Origin of the sequence: Kordiimonas marina (assembly GCF_023006325.1) — a bacterium.
In the GTDB taxonomy this organism is placed as follows: Bacteria; Pseudomonadota; Alphaproteobacteria; order Sphingomonadales; family Kordiimonadaceae; genus Kordiimonas; species Kordiimonas marina.
The window spans coordinates 305,460-323,525 of record NZ_JAINDF010000006.1; the positions used below are offsets into that span (position 1 = coordinate 305,460).

The 18,066-nt window shown below is 61.0% G+C and carries 16 protein-coding genes and 1 tRNA gene; 9 read left to right on the forward strand and 8 right to left on the reverse strand.

All coding sequences use genetic code 11. The features are described from left to right. Nucleotides 1-41 precede the first annotated feature (41 nt). From plsX to K6118_RS15030, 3 genes are all read left to right on the forward strand, one after another. Nucleotides 42-1,085 carry a phosphate acyltransferase PlsX gene (plsX, locus tag K6118_RS15020; RefSeq protein ID WP_247121307.1) on the forward strand — a complete coding sequence of 348 codons (1,044 nt, stop codon included), beginning with the start codon at nt 42-44 and terminating at the stop codon, nt 1,083-1,085. A 162-nt stretch (nt 1,086-1,247) separates the two neighbouring features. After that, entirely contained in the window at nt 1,248-1,538 is a 291-nt protein-coding gene (gene ihfA / locus K6118_RS15025; protein ID WP_247121308.1) for an integration host factor subunit alpha, read from the forward strand. Nucleotides 1,539-1,555: 17 nt separating this feature from the next. Next, nucleotides 1,556-2,029 carry a MerR family transcriptional regulator gene (locus K6118_RS15030; protein WP_247121309.1) on the forward strand — a complete coding sequence of 158 codons (474 nt, stop codon included), beginning with the start codon at nt 1,556-1,558 and terminating at the stop codon, nt 2,027-2,029. Nucleotides 2,030-2,065: 36 nt separating this feature from the next. Here the strand turns inward: K6118_RS15030 and K6118_RS15035 are convergent, their stop codons facing one another. After that, nucleotides 2,066-2,692: a helix-turn-helix transcriptional regulator gene (locus K6118_RS15035; RefSeq protein WP_247121310.1), complete on the reverse strand. Its 627-nt coding sequence runs from the start codon at nt 2,690-2,692 to the stop codon at nt 2,066-2,068. Between the two features lie 183 nt (nt 2,693-2,875). On the opposite strand from K6118_RS15035, the gene K6118_RS15040 reads away from it, so the two are divergent. The 6 genes from K6118_RS15040 (at nt 2,876) to meaB (ending at nt 10,713) form a co-directional block, all read left to right on the forward strand. Then, a complete protein-coding gene (locus K6118_RS15040) occupies nt 2,876-4,477 on the forward strand; it encodes a Rieske 2Fe-2S domain-containing protein (RefSeq protein WP_247121311.1) in 1,602 nt (533 codons plus the stop codon). Nucleotides 4,478-4,560: 83 nt separating this feature from the next. Continuing rightward, nucleotides 4,561-4,637 (forward strand) — tRNA-Pro (locus K6118_RS15045). Between the two features lie 178 nt (nt 4,638-4,815). Continuing rightward, entirely contained in the window at nt 4,816-5,622 is an 807-nt protein-coding gene (locus K6118_RS15050; RefSeq protein ID WP_247121312.1) for a sulfite exporter TauE/SafE family protein, read from the forward strand. An 81-nt stretch (nt 5,623-5,703) separates the two neighbouring features. Further along, nucleotides 5,704-7,560 carry a methylmalonyl-CoA mutase family protein gene (locus K6118_RS15055; protein WP_247121313.1) on the forward strand — a complete coding sequence of 619 codons (1,857 nt, stop codon included), beginning with the start codon at nt 5,704-5,706 and terminating at the stop codon, nt 7,558-7,560. Next, a complete protein-coding gene (scpA, locus tag K6118_RS15060) occupies nt 7,557-9,710 on the forward strand; it encodes a methylmalonyl-CoA mutase (RefSeq protein WP_247121314.1) in 2,154 nt (717 codons plus the stop codon). Before K6118_RS15055 ends, scpA begins: the two co-directional genes overlap by 4 nt. 7 nt (nt 9,711-9,717) lie before the next feature. Beyond that, on the forward strand, nt 9,718-10,713 hold the full coding sequence (meaB, locus tag K6118_RS15065) for a methylmalonyl Co-A mutase-associated GTPase MeaB (protein ID WP_247121315.1): 996 nt from the start codon (nt 9,718-9,720) through the stop codon (nt 10,711-10,713). Here meaB and K6118_RS15070 read toward each other — a convergent pair. The 7 genes from K6118_RS15070 to K6118_RS15100 form a co-directional block, all read right to left on the reverse strand. After that, complete coding sequence (locus K6118_RS15070) at nt 10,710-11,795, reverse strand: threonine aldolase family protein (protein WP_247121316.1); 1,086 nt, start codon at nt 11,793-11,795, stop codon at nt 10,710-10,712. The two genes, meaB and K6118_RS15070, sit on opposite strands and share 4 nt — an antisense overlap. 25 nt (nt 11,796-11,820) lie before the next feature. After that, nucleotides 11,821-12,579, reverse strand: coding sequence for an SDR family NAD(P)-dependent oxidoreductase (locus K6118_RS15075; RefSeq protein ID WP_247121317.1), 759 nt, complete (start codon nt 12,577-12,579; stop codon nt 11,821-11,823). 4 nt (nt 12,580-12,583) lie between these two features. After that, nucleotides 12,584-14,068, reverse strand: coding sequence for an amidophosphoribosyltransferase (purF, locus tag K6118_RS15080; RefSeq protein ID WP_247121318.1), 1,485 nt, complete (start codon nt 14,066-14,068; stop codon nt 12,584-12,586). 157 nt (nt 14,069-14,225) lie between these two features. After that, entirely contained in the window at nt 14,226-14,915 is a 690-nt protein-coding gene (locus tag K6118_RS15085; RefSeq protein WP_247121319.1) for a CvpA family protein, read from the reverse strand. A gap of 176 nt (nt 14,916-15,091) precedes the next feature. Next, nucleotides 15,092-16,474, reverse strand: a complete 1,383-nt coding sequence (radA, locus tag K6118_RS15090; protein ID WP_247121320.1) for a DNA repair protein RadA — start codon at nt 16,472-16,474, stop codon at nt 15,092-15,094. Continuing rightward, nucleotides 16,474-17,235 (reverse strand): ABC transporter ATP-binding protein, encoded by a 762-nt coding sequence (locus K6118_RS15095; protein WP_247121321.1) that lies wholly within the window; start codon nt 17,233-17,235, stop codon nt 16,474-16,476. The genes radA and K6118_RS15095 overlap by 1 nt, the downstream gene beginning before the upstream one ends. Nucleotides 17,236-17,246: 11 nt before the next feature. Next, nucleotides 17,247-18,026 carry an MlaE family ABC transporter permease gene (locus K6118_RS15100; RefSeq protein WP_247121322.1) on the reverse strand — a complete coding sequence of 260 codons (780 nt, stop codon included), beginning with the start codon at nt 18,024-18,026 and terminating at the stop codon, nt 17,247-17,249. Nucleotides 18,027-18,066: the final 40 nt, after the last annotated feature.

Here is an 18,066-nt window from a genome sequence, read left to right on the forward strand (position 1 = left end):
GATAATAAGCGTCTCGACGCGCAAGAATGGACAAAAAATTCGTGGCCAAGAATATTACCATCGCAGTCGATGCAATGGGCGGCGACCACGCACCAGGCATGGTCATAGATGGCATCGCGCAGGCACGTACCCTTTTCCCGGATACACAGTTTCATATATACGGTGACGAAGCCGCGGTTCTGCCGCTGCTCGACAAATATCCCGAGCTAAAGGCGGCCAGCCAGGTCTTTCATACCGATGAACGGGTGAAGGCGGACGACAAGCCCTCCCAGGCGCTTCGGCGCGGGCGGCAATCCTCAATGGGGTTGACGATCCAGGCGGTCAAGGACGGCACCGCCGATGTGGCGCTCTCAGCCGGGAATACCGGTGCCTTAATGGCGCTCTCGAAATTCATCCTGCGCACGATGCCGGGGATCGACCGGCCGGCCCTGATCTCACCCTTGCCGACCCTTCGGGGCGAAAGCGTGATGCTGGATCTGGGCGCCAACATTGAATGTGACGCCAAGAACCTTGTTCAGTTTGCCATCATGGGCGCCGCTTATGTGCGGACCGTTCTGGGCCTCAGCCGGCCGACTGTGGCGCTTCTCAATGTCGGAGTCGAAGAGCTGAAGGGCAAAGACACCATCAAGGCGGCGGCGGACACATTGAAGGCGTCCGCGCACCTGCCGATGGACTTTGTCGGCTTCGTGGAGGGCAATGACATTGCCCGCGGCGAGGTTGATGTGGTTGTCACCGACGGTTTCACCGGCAATATCGCCTTGAAGACCGCAGAAGGCACCGCACGTCTGGTGGCTGAGCTTCTCGGGCGGGCGTTCCGCTCATCCTTCATGACCAAGCTCGGCTATCTGATGGCGCGTCATGGCCTGCGCTCCTTCCGGGACCATATGGACCCGAACAATCATAATGGCGGGGTTTTCCTTGGTCTTAACGGCCTTGTGATGAAAAGCCATGGTGGCGCCAATGCCCATGGGTTCGCGTCTGCGGTGACGTCTGCGATCGATATGGCGCAGAACGATCTGATTCGCCTTATCGCCGAGGATTTGCAGGGGATTGCGGAGGTCGAAGAGACCGCTGGCGTGGCCTGAAACCCCGGTTATCCCGGTCGAATCTGTCCCAAAGAGTCAAAAATCGCATATAAACCCTTCTAAATACTGACTTATCGTACGTTGGTGCGTTGACTCTCCCGCTGCCTTAGATTAGCTTTTTAAGGTTGCAGGAGCATGCCTATCGTCCATGAGGGGGCCAATATGAGCACAAAGACACTGACACGAGCAGACCTGACGGAAGCGGTTTATGAAGAAGTCGGCCTGTCGCGCAATGAGTCCGCCGACCTTGTGGAATCCGTTCTGAGCGAGATTTCCGACTGCCTGGTTGGCGGTGAAAATGTCAAAATTTCCTCTTTTGGCAGCTTCCTTGTCCGCGATAAAAACGGCCGTATGGGCCGGAACCCGAAGACCGGCGAAGAAGTGCCGATCGACCCGCGCCGTGTGCTGGTCTTCCGCCCGAGCCAGGTCATGAAGGACCGCATCAACAGTTGACCTCAGGGAGTATTGAGGTGCCCAATCCTGCCGAGAGCGAGGGAAGGCTGCGCGGCGGCAAGGGACGCGAAGCGTTCCGGACTATTTCCGAAGTTGCCGACGAGCTTGACCTGCCGCAGCACGTGCTGCGTTTCTGGGAAAGTAAATTTTCCCAAATCCGCCCGCTGAAGCGCGGCGGGAACCGGCGGTATTATCGTCCTGATGATGTTCAGCTCCTGATGGCGATCAAACAGCTTCTCCATGCCGATGGCTATACCATCCGCGGGGTGCAAAATCTCTTCAAGGCGCAAGGGCTCAAGGCCACCATCGCGCAGGCGCTGCGCCTGGAAGGGGAAGAGGGTGATGTCGCGGAAGCACAAAGTGTCGATGAGCAGCCCTCAAGCCATGAGATGGCCCCGCAGGTGACTGAAGGGGCAGACGAGGGCGCGGATACGGATGCACTCAGGGCTGTGCTTGCCAAGCTCAGGAAAATCCGTGCCCGGCTCGACTAGGCCGGCCTTTCCCATCCTCCACTTTCAATAAAATGATCAGCGCGACGGTGTAATCCGGTAGGCGCAACGGCGGCCGCCTTTCAGGACATGTTCTGTCCGTTCAACGGTGGCATCCTCGCCGATGAGATTCTGGAAAAGCATCAGTTCCTGTTTGCACAGGCCGCTGCAGGCCTTGGCGGCCTCACAGATCGGGCAATGATTTTCGAGAAGGAGGAGGCTGCCGTCATCCGATTCCTGAACTTCGGCCATATAGCCGTCATGCACGCGTTCCGCCGCCAGTTTTTCCAGCCGGGCTTTCAGGCCATGCGCATCTTTCATGGCATTTCCGTAGCGGGCTTCTTGTTTCTGGGTGCGGTGGGCGATCAGCGTGTCGAGCGCATCCTGGCCCATCACGGTGCGAATGCTGTCGATCAGGTCGAGTGACAGGTCGCGGTGGGCGTCCTGGAAATAGACGTCGGACTTTTCCGTCAGTTGCCAATGCTTGGGCGGCCGTCCGCGGCCCGGGCTTGGTGTGGCACAGCAGGTGACCATGCCTTCATCCTGCATCTGATACAGATGCTGGCGGACCGCCATCGGTGTGAGGTCCAGTGTTTCAGCAAGCTCACATGCCTGGGCATGGCCGCGTCGCTTCAGCTCGGTCAGGATAGTTTCTCGGGTGCTCATAACTGCCTTTCTGTTGTCGAATTTATTTCTAAAGAAATATATTGAAAAAATCAACAGGCGGGATTATACGCTAATTTATAAACATATTCCTTTACAAATAAAGGAGGCAGCGATGATCCCTGATCTGCAATGGATTGAATATGCTAAAATCCGGTCCGGGTTACGACACGAGAAAGAAGAACAATGCAAAAAGCAACCATCCGAGCCGTGCGAGCGGCCGAAGAAGAAGGACGAGCCTGGCTTAGGTTGGGCGATGCTGCGGCGCTCACGGATACGGGCCGCGCTGTTTTTAAGATAAAAGGCCACCAGATCGCGGTTTTTGAGACCCCCGCCGGTCTTTATGCCATCAACAACCGCTGTCCGCATGAGGGCTACCCGCTCGTCGAGGGCTCCCTCAAGGGCGATTGCATCCTGGCCTGCAACTGGCATGGCTGGACCTTCGACCTTAAGGACGGACACACCCTTCAGGGCCGCGACCCGGTCAAGACCTATCCGGTCGAACGGCGGGACGGTGCCCTGTGGGTGGACCTGGCGCCTGAACCCGCGGGCACGCTCAAGGCCCGCGCCTACGCTGAGCTCGATGAAGCCATGCGGGAGCATGATTATGAGCGTCTCGCCCGCGCCCTCTGCCGTCTTGATAAGGCAGGGGAGGCTTATGAAAGCGTTGCCGTTAAGGTTATTAACGATAGCCTTGGCCAGCTTGAACGCGGCCTGACCCACGCCCAGGCGGGGCTTGCCGATTGGACGGCCCTGGCGGGCGACGATCCTGACCTGCGCTTGGTGGCGTTCCTCGAAGCGCTCGGTCATTTATCCTGGGACGGCTTGATGAGCCGTGAGGCGCCGGTCTGCGATGCCGTGGCACCTTATAGCGCTGATGACCTGAAGGCGGCTATCGAGGACATGGACCAGGATTCCGCGCTTGCGCTCGTGCGCGGGGCTTTCCGTACGGGCAAGGGCTTTGCTGACCTCAAGCCCGTGTTCCTAGGGGTGATTTTTAGCCATTATGCCGGTTTCGGCCATCCGGCTATCTATATCATGAAGATCGAGGAACTGATCGCTCGGCTCGGTCCGGGGGTGGAGGAAACCCTGGCGCTCCAGACGGCGCGCTATATGTGCCAGGCTGCGCGCGAGGACCTGATCCCTGAGTTCCGTCCGTTCGGTGACTATCTCACCGCCAAGCCGGGGGATGAACCCGTCCCGTCGGCTGCGCGGTTCAGCGGCCAGTCCGTGCGGTCGGCCCTCGCCATGGCGTCGTCGTCACTTGCACGCCCCCTGGAGCTGTGGGAGCATTTGCTGGCTGCCGGGGCGCTCAACATGCTCAGGTTTGACATCACCCGGCAGGATAGGGTGGAACAACCGATCGCCCAGAATATCGGTTGGCTGGATTTCACCCATACGCTCACCTTCGCGGAGGCTGTCCGCTTTCACGCCAGGGAAAACCCGGCTTATTGGCGCTCGGGCCTGTTGCAGATGGCCTGCTTCGTTGGTCGGAACGCGGCTTTCCTTGGGGGCGATGACTGGGGCGAATGGCGGGTGGCGGACCGGGGGCATTTCTTCGCCATACAGAAGGCCGCGCTCTTCAACATGGATGAGGGCGACTATATCTTCGGCGTTCACCGGCTGAAGATGGTGCGCGCGGGGGAGGCGCTATGCGCCGTGGTCGGCGAGGATACGGCCAGCCTGATCGCCGCGGCGCTCAACCGCTACCTGGGCTCACCGCTCCGGAAACGCCATCCGGCACGGGCGGCTTTCCAGGCCCGCCAAACGGTTCTGAAAGAAGGCTGAATTTTTCCAAAAACATCTATTGCAGTGCCCCATGGTGCTGGCTATAGTGCGCGCCACCCAAGCCCCCTTTGAGGCATTCCTGTCGGGGAGTAGCTCAGCCTGGTAGAGCACTACGCTGGGGGTGTAGGGGTCGCAGGTTCGAATCCTGTCTCCCCGACCATAAAAGACCGTCGCAGCTTAGGCTGTGGCGGTTTTTTGTTGGGGCCACCGCTGGGCTTACCCGAGTCCCCAGATTTCTTTTCTTGCGAATTTGCTGCACTGCAGTAAAGTTGCCGCCGAAAGGCTGGGTGGGCCAGAAGGTCAATAAGGCCAGAAGGCTAATAGGGAAGGACGCACGCGTGAGCGATATACTCCTCAACATGCTGCCGCTGATCGGCGCGGGTCTTGTCGCCGGTTTTCTGGCTGGTCTTCTGGGTATTGGCGGTGGGATCGTTACCATCCCCGCGCTGTTCATCGTGCTCGGCAAGGTCGGTGTCCCGCATGAATGGCGGATGCATGTTGCCATCGCCACATCGCTGACCATCATTATCGCCACAAATTCCTCCAGCGTCTGGGCCCATAACCGCAAGGGTGGGGTCGCCTGGTCTGTGGTGAAGGACTGGTGGTGGGCTGTCGCCCTCGGGGCGTTCGCCGGCAGTTTCTTCGCCAAGGGGCTGAAAACCGCCGAACTGGTCTATTTTTTCGCGACCCTCGCAGGCTTTGTTGCCCTCAAGATGCTGCTGCCGTTCGACCGCTGGAAACTGGGGGATGAATTGCCGTCCGGACCGTTCCGCTACCTGAACCCTGGCCTTATCGGCTTCTTCTCAGCCGTGATGGGCATCGGCGGCGGCAGTTTCTCCGTGCCTTACATGACGCTCTATAACGTGCCGATCCACCGCGCGGTGGGCACGTCGGCGCTGATGGGGCTGGTGATCAGCGTCACCGCAGGCCTTGGCTACCTGATCGGCGGCTACGGTATCGCGGGAATGCCCGCCGGGATGGCTGGCTTCATCCACCTGCCGTCGGCCCTTGTGGTGGCGGCGGCTGCCGTCATCATGGCGCCCCTGGGTGCCAAGGTCGCGCACAAACTGCCGAAAAAGGCGCTCAGCACCACCTTTGGCATCTTTCTGGTGATCGCCACAATTCGGCTTCTGAGCGACGTCTAAGCCATTGCATCTGCGCGGCGCTTTCACTAGGGTCGCGGCCAAATAATTGGTAACCTAGAGACAATAAGAGGGAAGGTACCGATGTCCGAGAGTAAGTTGAAACTGGCGGCCGAATTTGCCCCGGCGAGCGACGAAAAGTGGCGCGCGCTGGTCGAAAAAACGCTGGCCGGCAAGGATTTTGACCGCGCCATGCGCGCGCGGTCCTATGACGGCATCCCCATTGAGGCGCTTTACACCCCTGAAAATGCCCGCATTGAGCCGCAATCCAGCGTGCGCGATGACGGCTGGGACATGATGACCGCGCACTGGGAAGCGGACCCCGAGGCTGCGAACAAGGCGGTGCTGACTGCGCTTGAACGCGGCGCGACCTCCTTCGCGCTCCGCATGGAAGCAGGCGCGTGCCCTGGTATACGGGCTGAGGATCTTGGCGCTGCGCTTGACGGTGTTTATCTCAATATGGCGCGGACCGCGCTGTTGCCGGGCGAGGCCTTCTCGGCCTCGGCCAAAGCCTTCATGGCACTTGCGAAAGCGGCGGGCCATAAGCCGGGCGAGGTTGCAGCTTCTCTGGGCGCAGACCCCATCGGCACGCTCGCGCAGACCGGCCGGTTGTTGACCACGGCTGAGGCGGCCACCACAGAGGCCGCTGAGATCGCCGCGGGCGTGGCAGGCGCGGGCTACAGCCGTGTCCAGACCTTCACGGCTTCCGGCACCATGTATCACACCGCAGGCGCCACTGAAGCGCAGGAGCTGGGCTTGATGCTGGCGACGGGTGTGGCGTATTTGCGGGCAATGGATGCCGCCGGGCTTGACGTCGATACGGCCGCGAAACAAATCCAGCTGACGCTGGCGGCCGATGCCGACATCTATTTCACCACGGCGAAGTTCCGCGCGGCGCGCCGCCTGTGGGGCAGGGTGCTCGCGGCATCGGGGGCGAAGGCGGATACCATGTCACCGGTGACGGCTGTCAGCTCGCTCCGGATGCTGACCATCAAGGACCCGTGGGTGAATGTCCTGCGGGGGACCGCCGCCTGTTTCTCTGCCGGTGTTGGTGGGGCGGACAGCATCTGTATTTTGCCGCACGACACGCTCCTTGGCTTGCCGTCGCTTTCGGCCGACCGGGTAGCCCGCAATATCCAGGTGATCCTACAGGAAGAAAGCAATATCGCCCGCGTGGCTGACCCGGCCGCAGGGGCTTATGCTTTTGAAACAATCACATCCGAACTTTGTGATAAGGCATGGGAATATTTCCAGAAAATTGAATCCGCAGGTGGCGTTCTCGCCGCTCTGCGCTCGGGCACTATCGCATCCGACCTTGCCGCCGCATGGGACGCTCGCCGCACCAATATCGCCAAGCGCAAGGATGCCGTGACCGGCGTTTCCGAGTTCCCGGATATCCATGAAAAACCGCTCAAGGATGTGGGTGAACCACCTGCCTGGCTGACCGATGTCGCGGAGGTGGGCGACACGCTCACGCCGCTGCCGTTCCACCGCACGGCGGAGGAATTTGAGGCCCTGCGGCTCAGAAGTGATGAGATCCTTGAGGCGACCGGCAAGCGTCCGCAAATCTTCCTCGCGAACCTTGGGGCTGTCGCCCAGCACACGGCGCGGGCGACCTTCGCCAAGAACTTCTTCGAAGCAGGCGGGATTGAAGCCATCGCCACGCCGGGCTTTTCGGATGCGGCCGAAGCGGCTGCTGCCTTCAAGGAAAGCGGTGCTCATGCCGCCGTGATCTGCGGCACGGATGGCCAGTATGAAACCCTCGGCCTTGAGGTAGCGAAAGCCCTGAAGGCAGCGGGCTGTGGCCTTCTGTATCTGGCAGGCAAACCCGCTGACATGGCGCCGTTCGCGGCAGCCGGGGTCGATAACACCATCTATATGGGCGCGGATGTGCTGCAAACGCTCGCTGACGCCCTCCACACGCTGGGAGACGCATCATGAGCCGCATCCCCGATTTCACCAAAGTCGCCTTTGAAACCGACACGGCCGCCACGATCCCGCACGGGGACGCCTGGCAGACGCCGGAAGGCATTAACGTCAAGCCCGCGTATGGCGCGGCTGACACCGAAGGCCTCGACTTCCTCGATACGCGCCCGGGTATCCCGCCTTTCCTGCGTGGGCCGTACCCCACCATGTATGTGACCCGTCCCTGGACGGTCCGTCAGTATGCCGGTTTCTCGACCGCTGAGGACAGCAATGCCTTTTACCGCCGCAACCTCGCGGCTGGGCAGAAGGGCCTGTCCGTCGCCTTCGATCTGGCCACCCACCGGGGCTATGACAGTGATCATCCGCGCGTGGTCGGCGATGTCGGCATGGCGGGTGTGGCGATTGACAGCATCTATGACATGCGGACGCTGTTCAGCGGTATCCCGCTCGATCAGATGTCCGTCTCCATGACCATGAACGGCGCTGTGCTGCCGATCCTCGCGCTTTATATCGTCGCGGCGGAGGAGCAGGGCGTGAGCCCGGACAAGCTGGCGGGCACCATTCAGAATGACATTCTGAAGGAATTCATGGTCCGCAATACCTATATCTTCCCGCCTGCGCCGTCGATGAGGATCATTTCGGATATTTTCGCCTACACGTCGCAGAATATGCCGAAATTCAACAGCATTTCGATTTCCGGCTATCACATGCAGGAAGCCGGCGCGACCGCGGACCTGGAGCTGGCCTATACGCTGGCGGACGGGGTTGAATATCTCCGCGCGGGCGTTGCCGCCGGGTTGGATGTGGATGCGTTTGCGCCGCGCCTCAGCTTCTTCTGGGCGATCGGCATGAACTATTTCATGGAAGTCGCCAAGATGCGGGCGGCGCGGATGCTGTGGGCCAAGCTGGTCAAACAGTTTGACCCCAAATCGGACAAGTCTCTGTCGCTGAGGACGCACTGCCAGACGTCTGGCTGGTCGCTGACCGCGCAGGATGTCTATAATAACGTCAGCCGTACCTGCATTGAGGCGCTGGCGGCAGCCCACGGCCATACCCAAAGCCTGCACACCAACGCGCTTGATGAGGCGCTGGCGCTGCCGACCGACTTCTCGGCACGGATTGCGCGCAACACCCAGTTGTTCATCCAGCAGGAAACCGGCACCAGCCGCGTGATCGACCCGTGGGGCGGCAGCTATTATGTTGAGCGCCTGACCGCAGACCTGGCCGAACGTGCGTGGCAGCATATCGAGGAGGTCGAACGCGAAGGTGGCATGGCTAAGGCTATTGAAGCCGGTATTCCCAAGCTTCGGATCGAGGACGCCGCAGCGCGCACGCAAGCGCGGATCGACAGTGGCCGCCAGACTGTCGTGGGCGTCAACAAATACCGCCTGGACGGGACCGAGGAGGTCGATGTCCTCAAGGTTGATAACTCCGCCGTGCGGGCCGCGCAGCTTGATAAGCTCATGCGTCTGAAGGCCGAACGCGATGGCGATAAGGTCACGGAAACCCTGAATGCCTTGACGGCGGCAGCCGAACGGGGCGAGGGTAACCTGCTGGCGCTGGCGGTTGATGCCGCGCGGGCGATGGCGACTGTCGGTGAAATCACCACGGCGCTGGAGAAAGTATACGGGCGCCACAAGGCGGAGATCAGGGCTGTGACCGGCGTTTACAAATCGGAAGTGGGCAAGAACAACCCGGCGGTCAAACGGGTTCACGCCCTTGTCGACGCGTTCGAGGCGCATGACGGCCGCCGTCCGCGTATCCTTGTTGCCAAGATGGGGCAGGACGGGCATGACCGTGGCCAGAAGGTGATTGCCTCCGCGTTCGCCGACCTCGGCTTCGATGTCGATATCGGCCCGCTGTTCCAGACCCCGGCTGAGGCCGCGCGTCAGGCGGTGGAAAACGATGTTCACATCATTGGGGCTTCGTCCCTGGCGGCTGGGCACCTGACTTTGGTGCCGGAACTCAAGGCTGAACTCGCCAAGCTGGGCCGGTCGGACATCATGATCGTCGCCGGTGGTGTTATCCCGCCGCAGGATTATGATGCGCTTTATAAGGCTGGCGCCGAAGCCATCTTCCCGCCGGGCACCGTGATTGCGGATGCGGCGGCTGAGCTGATCGAAAAGCTCAATGCGCGGCTTGGCTACGACCAGGCGGCGGAATAGGGGGCTTATGAGCGCGGTTAGGCAACCGACCATAGACGAGCTTTATGACGGCGTGCGCGCGGGTAACCGCGCGCTCATCGGCCGCGCTATTACCCTGATTGAAAGCCGCAACGCCGCGCACCAGGAAAAGGCACAGGCGCTCCTGCACAAATTGTTGCCCCATGCCGGGAACGCCCAGCGTGTCGGTATCTCCGGCGTGCCGGGGGTGGGGAAATCCACCTTCATCGAAAGCCTCGGTTGCTGGCTGACCGGCGAAGGCCATAAGGTCGCGGTGCTGGCGGTGGACCCGTCAAGCGGGCGTACCGGCGGCTCCATTCTGGGTGACAAAACCCGGATGGAGAAACTGTCCGCCGACCATAATGCTTTCATCCGACCGAGCCCGTCCGCCGGTGTTCTCGGCGGTGTTGCGCGGGCAACACGCGAAACCATGGTGGTGGTCGAGGCTGCGGGCTTTGATGTCGTGCTCGTCGAGACGGTTGGCACTGGCCAGTCCGAGACTATGGTCGCCGATATGGTCGACTTTTTCCTCGTCCTGATGCTGCCGGGCGCGGGCGATGAGCTTCAGGGCATCAAGAAGGGCATTCTGGAACTGGCCGACATGGTGGCGGTCAACAAGGCCGACATATTCGAAGCCAAGCTCAAGCAGGCGGTGCGCGAATATAAGTCCGCGCTCCATATCCTGACGGACGCGAGCCCGAGCTGGCACCCGCCGGTCATCACCTGCGCGGGGCTGAGGGGCACAGGCGTCCCCGAGCTGTGGGCCGAGATCGAAAAGCACAAACGCATCATGGGCGAGAGCGGTGAGCGGGAGGAACGTCGGCGTGACCAGCGTATCTCCTGGTTGAGGAACCAGATTGCCGACCGGCTTTTGACCAGTTTCTATGCTGATGAGGCGGTTAGTGCCGCGTTTGAAGGCATGTTGGGGGATGTGGAGGATGGCAGGAAAACGGTCTCGTCCGCTGTGAATCAGCTGCTGGCGCTCTACCACCCTGAAAAGGGCTAGCCCGCGAGCCTTTGGGCTTCCTCAGCCAGCAGTTTGACCGCGCCGATAAAGTCTTCCTGCGGCAGTGCTGCGATCTTTTCACCCACCATCACTTCCATGGCGCAGACACCATCGCCTTCATAGGCCCAGAAGCGGTTGGCGATCCAGATACCGGTCTTTTCCGCAACGATGTCCCGCGCCTGCTCAGCCACTGAGGCGTTCACGGGCAGCATGACATGGAACATGTTCACCTGCGGCGGATTGGGGGAGACGCTGACACCTTCGATAGCCTCAACAGCTTGTCCAAGCCGTTTTGCAACTTCGATGAAGCCGGGCATCTGCGCGAGCCTTTTGTCGAGAAGGCGCAAGGTGTCGGCAATATAATAGCTTGCGTCGACGAGCGTGCCGCCAAGCCGCTTGCGCCAGATTTTGGCTTCCTCGATGAAATCCTCATCGCCGATCAACGCCGCGCCAACGGGCGCGCCGATGTCCTTGTAGAAGGAGACATAGATGGATGAAAAGCCGTCGACGATTTCGGCGTAGGACCGGTTGTCATAATAGGGACGGGTGGACCAGACACGCGCGCCATCCATATGGAGCGGCAGGCCGAGGTCCGCCGCACGCGCCTTGAGCGCACTGAGATCGTCCCACGTAGGCAGCAAGCCGCCGCTCTGGCGCTCTGGTACCTCGACGAAGGCGCAGGCGGCATCACCGTCCAGCATGTCCGCGGACATGGGTTCGCGCCACTTACCTACAACCTTGGCCGCAAGGCCATGCGCGGCGCTGTAGCCATCTTCTTCATGGAGCAGGAGGTGCGATGTCGGGTGGAAGATAACCGTGTTGTTGCCGGAGCGTTCCGCGTAAATCCGGCCGGCAATGCCTTGTGCCATTGTCCCGGTCGGGCACCATAGGGCGGCGGGCTTGCCGAACATCTTGGCGACTTTTTCTTCCAGCATATCGGGCGTGGGGGCGGCACCGCTCTGGAACTGTGCCTGAAGGGCGGCCAGATGCTCAGCGGGGCTGTCGTTCAGGTGATAGGGATAGCCAAGGTTAACCTTGCAGCTTGCCTTCAGCGATGCCCCGGTTTCCTTGATGCTGACCATCCCATATTCCCCTTAATCGGCTGTTTTAGACCGGGCCGGCCTTGGTGGCGGCCCGCTCAATGCCCGCCCAATCGTAGAAGTTGACGATCTCGCCTGTGCTTTGGTGCTCGGGGCTCGCAAGCTCCACGAACAGCGGCGCGATCTGCTCCGGTGTCGGCAGGGTCATCGGGTCTTCGCCCGGCACGGCCTTCGCGCGCATCATGGTGCGGATCGGGCCCGGGTTGATCATGTTGACCTTGATCGGGGTGATCTCGCATTCATCGGCGTAGGTCAGGGCCATGGCTTCAAGAGCGGCCTTGGTGGTGGCATAACCGCCCCAGTAAGCCCGGGGCTTGCGCGCGACGCTGGAGGTCACGAATACCACACGGCCCGCGTCCGAAAGCTTCAAAAGCGGGTCCATGGACCGGATCAGCCGCCAGTTGGCGGTGACATTGACAGCCATCAGCTCTTCCCAGTCCTTGACCGAGATATGGCCGAGCGGGCTCATGGTGCCGAGAACCGCGGCGTTACCGATCAGGATATCCAGTTTTCCAAACCGTTCGAAGATGGCGCCGCCCAGGCGGTCGATGGCATCGCCTTCGGTCAGGTCCATCGGCACCAGGGTGCATTCACGGCCCTTGGCGCGGATTTCATCGTCAAGCTCTTCCAGCGCGCCCTGGCTGCGGGCCTTGGCAATGGCGATCACGTCGGCACCGGCGTCAGCCAGCGCGAGGGCGACAGCGCGGCCAATACCCCGGGATGCACCAGTGACAAGCGCTCGGCGGCCTTCAAGCGGTTTGGTCATTGGGTCAGGCTCCTGTGGAGGCAATCAGGTTAAGCTGGCTGTCATCCTTGTCGGTTTCCGACTGGTCAGTCAGGAAGGTCGGATAGTCGCCGGTGAAGCAGGCGTCACAGAATGCCGGGCACTTTTTGTCACGGCCTTCCGGATGATTGACAGCGCGGTAGAGGCCGTCGATCGACAGGAAGGAAAGCGTGTCTGCGCCGATATATTCCCGCATGGCTTCAACGTCCATGCGCGCGGCGAGAAGCTGTTTCCTCGACGGCGTGTCGACACCGTAGAAACAGCTGTGTGCCGTGGGCGGCGACGCGATCCGCATATGCACTTCGGTCGCGCCCGCTTCGCGCATCATGTTGACGATCTTGAGGGACGTGGTGCCGCGCACGATGCTGTCATCCACGAGGATGATGCGCTTGCCTTCAATATGCCAGCGGTTGGCATTGTGCTTCAGCTTGACGCCGAAGTGACGGATCTGGTCGCTCGGCTCGATGAAGGTCCGGCCGACATAATGGTTTCGGATGATGCCGAGCTCGAACGGAATGCCGGACTCCTGGGCATAGCCGATCGCCGCGGGCGTGCCGCTATCCGGCACCGGGATCACCAGGTCGGCGTCGACCCCATTTTCACGGGCCAGTTCCGCACCGATGCGCTTGCGGACTTCATAGACGCTCATATGGTCCATGTAGCTGTCAGGGCGCGCGAAATAGACATGCTCGAAAATGCACGGGCGCGGGCGCTCTTCCGGGAAGGGGTGGTGGCTCACGATACCTTCTTCGGTAATGACGACCATTTCGCCCGGTTCGATGTCACGCACATAGGTTGCGCCGATGATGTCGAGCGCACAGGTTTCCGAGCACAGGATCCAGGCCTTGTCGAGCTGGCCGAGGACAAGCGGGCGAACCCCCAAGGGGTCACGGACGCCGATCAGGCCTTCCTTGGTCAGCGACACCAGCGAATAGGCGCCTTCGATCTGGCGGAGGGCATCGATGAAGCGGTCCAGGAGCGTGCGGAAGCGGCTGGTGGCAATGAGGTGGATGATCACCTCGGAATCCGACGTCGACTGGAAGATAGAACCACGCTGCACCAGCGATTTCCTGAGGTGGGCCGCGTTGGTGATATTGCCATTGTGCGCAACGGCAAAGCCGCCCGATGCGAATTCAGCAAAGAGCGGCTGGCAGTTGCGGAGTTCGGTTCCTCCGGTCGTCGAATAGCGCGTATGACCGATGGCGGTATAACCCGGCAGGCTGTCGATGACATCCTGGCTGGTGAAATTGTCGGCGACATGGCCGAGCACGCGTTTGGTGTGGAAGTTTTCACCGTCGAAGGCCGTGATGCCGGCGGCTTCCTGGCCGCGGTGCTGCAGGGCGTGCAGACCGAGCGCGCAGTGCGCGGTGGCGTCCGGGGTGCCGTAAATGCCGAAGACGCCGCATTCTTCCTTGAGCTTGTCGTCATCGAACGGATTGGTGGTAAGCTGGGGCGCTGGTTGCTTTGCCATGAAGTCAGTCCTGTCCTAACGTGGCTTACTTTGAGCCTTTTGGGCTCTCTTCGGGGGCGGCCGCTCTTATGGCTCCATCCTGCCCGAGGTGGTTGCCCGCTCCATATATCGCCTCATACCCGCGCTGCCTAGGGCCAAAACAAATTTTACCGAAATATTACTTCGGCGGGTCCTTCTTGTCCTTGGTCGTGTCGGTCTTTTCTTTGTCCAGCTCGTCGACCAGCTCATTGAGCTGATCGCGTTGCTTTTCCTTGTATTTCGCGGCCTGTTCTTCAAGCTTTTCAGTGATGAACTGGCTGGGGACGCTGTCTGCGGCGCGCTTCAGATAGTCGCTGCCGACCTTGGTCGGGTCCTTGCCGAGCGCTTCGGCGGCCAGGCCTTCCAGCATTTCCGCGCTCCAGGCGACAAGCGGGCGCAGGCGCGCTTCCTTCATCCATACTGGTTGGTCCTCAGGGCCGAACAGCTTGGAGAAGCCAAGATAAAGCGTGGCGACGATGACCATCCCGCGCAGAAGCCCGAACAGCGCACCGAGTGAGCGGTCCAGAAGCCCGACAGGGCTGTGCTTGACCATGCCGCCGACCATCTCAGCAATGCGCTTGAGGATGAAGAGCGTGACGAAGAAAAGCACGGCAAGCGTGATCAGGTCAGCCAGTTCCGGCGGGGAGATATATTGCCTGCCATACGGCTTGAGGACTTCAAGCCCGAAGACAGTGGCCATCAGGGCGCCGGCCCAGGCGGCAAAGGAAAGGGCGACTGTGGCGAAGCCACGTCCGAAGGCGAACAGGGTGGAAAGCCCGATAATCGCGAGCACACCAGCGTCAAAAGCGGTCAGGGTCGATACATCCATGGCTCAACTATACTCCCGCATTATGGTGCCGTCATCCAAACTGTTCGATTGATTGATGGATGCTGAAACAAGTTCAGCATGACAGCGTAAGTATTTCATAGCTTTCATTATTTCTGTAGCATCACCCTGAACTTGTTTCATGGTCCATGTTGCACAGAAGCCGTTATGCCGCCCACTCACGCCACACCTTCAGGGAAGAAGTGGGCCACCAGGTCCGTCACACGGACGAGGCCTTGCTGCTCGATACCCTTGATGGTGCTTTTCTTGGCTGATTTTTTGCCGGAGGGCATCAGCGCCTTGGCGAAGCCGAGCTTGGCCGATTCCTTGAGGCGGGCTTCGGTTTGTGACACACCGCGCACATCGCCCGACAGGCTGATCTCACCGAAAACGACGGTTTCTTCCGGGACCGGCACCTGGGCGAGGCTGGAAATGAGCGCCGAGGCAACCGCAAGGTCGGCTGCGGGCTCGGATATCTTGAGGCCACCGGCCACGTTCAGGTAAACATCACAGCCCGCGAGGCCAAGGCCCGCCCGTGCGTCCAGAACCGCCAGCACCATGGCGAGGCGTCCGCTGTCCCAGCCGACGACGGCGCGGCGCGGATTGGCGGCACTTGAGCGCGCGACCAGTGCCTGCACTTCCACCAGAACGGGGCGGGAGCCCTCAATGCCCGCGAAGACGGCGGAGCCGGGTTCCCGGCTGTTATGATCGGCGAGGAACAGTTCGGACGGGTTATTCACTTCCTGAAGGCCGAGGCCGGTCATCTCGAATACGCCGATCTCATCAGTGCCGCCGAAGCGGTTCTTGACTGCGCGCAGGATACGGAACTGGTGGCCGCGGTCGCCTTCGAAATAAAGCACGGTGTCGACCATATGTTCGAGCACGCGGGGGCCTGCGATCTGGCCGTCCTTGGTGACATGGCCGACCAGGAACACCACGGTGCCACGGCGTTTGGCATAGGTGATCAGCTCATGCCCGCACACACGTACCTGGCTGACCGTGCCGGGGGCCGATTCCACATGGTCCGCGAACAGGGTCTGGATACTGTCGATGACCACGGCGCGCGGCGGTTTGCCTTCGTCGAGCGTGGTAAGGATATCGCGCAAACTGGTTTCGCAGCCGAGCTTCAGGGGGGCACCGGCAAGGCCAAGGCGCGCGGCGCGCATCTGGACCTGGGCGGTTGCTTCCTCGCCGGAGATATAGATGCAGTCTTCCCCCCTTAGTGACAGGGCGCCCATGGCCTGGAGGAGCAGGGTGGATTTGCCGATGCCGGGGTCGCCGCCGATCAGGATCGCGCTGCCGGGAACAAGCCCGCCGCCGAGCGCGCGGTCGAATTCACCGATGCCGGTCAGCGTGCGTGGCTCTTCCTTGATCGGGGTGTCGAGGGAGACAAGTTGGGTCGCGCGGCCCTTCTTGGCGCTCAGGCCCTTGGGGGCGCCGGAGACGGCAGCCGCTTCCTCAACGATGCTGTTCCAGTCGCCGCAGTCTTCACACTTGCCCTGCCAGCGCCGGTAGACGGCACCGCAATTCGAACAGGCGAATGTTTTCTGCGCCTTCGCCATCAGAGCTTCAACACTTCCATCTGGATCGGTCCTTGCGCACGGCCGTGGATGAACTGGTCGACATACTCATTGCCCGAATGGTCGATCTCGTCCTTGGCACCTTCCCAGATGATCTCACCGTGATAGAGCATGGCGATACGGTCGGCGATCTTGCGGGCGCTGGCCATGTCGTGGGTGATCGAAAGCGTGGTGGCGCCAAGGTCCTTCACGCATTCGACGATCAGGTCATTGATGACGTCTGCCATGATCGGGTCGAGGCCCGTGGTCGGTTCGTCGAAGAAGATGATTTCCGGCTCTGTCGCGATCGCGCGGGCAAGGCCGACGCGCTTCTGCATCCCGCCCGAAAGCTCGGCAGGGGACAGATCACCCACATCCGGCGTCAGGCCGACGCGGCGCAGTTTTTCGAGCGCGATCTCATGCGCTTCCTTCTTGCTCATGCCTTTGCCCTGGATCAGGCCGAAGGCGACATTCTCCCAGACAGGCAGGCTGTCGAACAGCGCCGCGCCCTGGAACAGCATGCCGAATTTGCTGAGGACTTGCTTGCGGTCGCTTCGGCCCATGGTGGTGACTTCCTCACCATTCACCTTGATCGAACCCTTGTCGGCCTTCAGAAGCCCGAGGATGCATTTCAGCATCACCGACTTACCGGTGCCGGAGCCGCCGATAATGACCATGGATTCGCCGTGCTGGACCGTAAGGTCTATGCCCTGCAGCACCTTCTTCGGGCCGAAACCCTTGTGAACGCCAGTCAATTCGATCATCGGGACACTCATCAGTCAGCTCCAAACACGATTACGGTGATGATGAGGTTGGACATCAGGATGGCGATGAAGGCCGAGACCACGGCATTGGTGGTTGCCTTGCCCACCCCTTGCGCGCCGCCGCGGCTGTTGTAGCCGTGGTAGCTGCCCATGAGGGCGACGAAAAAGCCGAACACCGCGGCTTTGACCAGCGAGGAGATAACGTCCGATTGCTCCAGGAAGTCACTGGTGACCTGAAGGTAGGTGGCTTCATTGAGGCCGAGCTTGCCTGTGCCGATGATATAGCCGCCGAGCACGCCGATGATGTTGGCGATAATCACCAGCATCGGCAGCGTAAGCACCGCCGCGATCAGGCGCGGGGCGATCAGATATTTGAACGGGTCGGTCGAAAGCGTGACGAGCGCGTCGATCTGTTCGGTCACCCGCATGGTGCCAAGTTCGGCTGCCATGGCGGATGACACCCGGCCCGCGACCATCAGGCCGCCAAGCACGGGGCCAAGCTCGCGGACGATGGCGATGACAACGACGCCCGGCACAACGGATTCGGCATTGAAGCGGCTGCCACCCACGTAAATCTGCTGGGCGAGCGCAGCACCCGTGAAGAGCGCGGTCATGCCCACGACAGGCAGGCTGTTATAGCCGATCAGCCACATTTGCTGGGCAATCAGACGCCAGTAAATGGGCGGTCGCACGATATGGCTGATGGCTTCAGCGGCAAAAGCCGACAGCCGTCCGATTTCAGCAAGGGCGGAGAGAAAGACCCGGCCGATGATAGCAAGGGGGTTGGTCACTGAGCGTCCTAGATGTTGCCTTTATGTTCTTGCGGCTTAG

Excerpts from the sequence above, each read along its gene's own strand:
- ihfA (WP_247121308.1), top strand. The coding sequence starts at position 1,248 with ATGAGCACAAAGACACTGACACGAGCAGACCTGACGGAAGCGGTTTAT.
- K6118_RS15035 (WP_247121310.1), bottom strand. The coding sequence starts at position 2,692 with ATGAGCACCCGAGAAACTATCCTGACCGAGCTGAAGCGACGCGGCCAT.
- K6118_RS15040 (WP_247121311.1), top strand. The coding sequence starts at position 2,876 with ATGCAAAAAGCAACCATCCGAGCCGTGCGAGCGGCCGAAGAAGAAGGA.
- K6118_RS15055 (WP_247121313.1), top strand. The coding sequence starts at position 5,704 with ATGTCCGAGAGTAAGTTGAAACTGGCGGCCGAATTTGCCCCGGCGAGC.
- scpA (WP_247121314.1), top strand. The coding sequence starts at position 7,557 with ATGAGCCGCATCCCCGATTTCACCAAAGTCGCCTTTGAAACCGACACG.
- meaB (WP_247121315.1), top strand. The coding sequence starts at position 9,718 with ATGAGCGCGGTTAGGCAACCGACCATAGACGAGCTTTATGACGGCGTG.
- K6118_RS15070 (WP_247121316.1), bottom strand. The coding sequence starts at position 11,795 with ATGGTCAGCATCAAGGAAACCGGGGCATCGCTGAAGGCAAGCTGCAAG.
- K6118_RS15075 (WP_247121317.1), bottom strand. The coding sequence starts at position 12,579 with ATGACCAAACCGCTTGAAGGCCGCCGAGCGCTTGTCACTGGTGCATCC.
- purF (WP_247121318.1), bottom strand. The coding sequence starts at position 14,068 with ATGGCAAAGCAACCAGCGCCCCAGCTTACCACCAATCCGTTCGATGAC.
- K6118_RS15085 (WP_247121319.1), bottom strand. The coding sequence starts at position 14,915 with ATGGATGTATCGACCCTGACCGCTTTTGACGCTGGTGTGCTCGCGATT.
- radA (WP_247121320.1), bottom strand. The coding sequence starts at position 16,474 with ATGGCGAAGGCGCAGAAAACATTCGCCTGTTCGAATTGCGGTGCCGTC.
- K6118_RS15095 (WP_247121321.1), bottom strand. The coding sequence starts at position 17,235 with ATGATCGAATTGACTGGCGTTCACAAGGGTTTCGGCCCGAAGAAGGTG.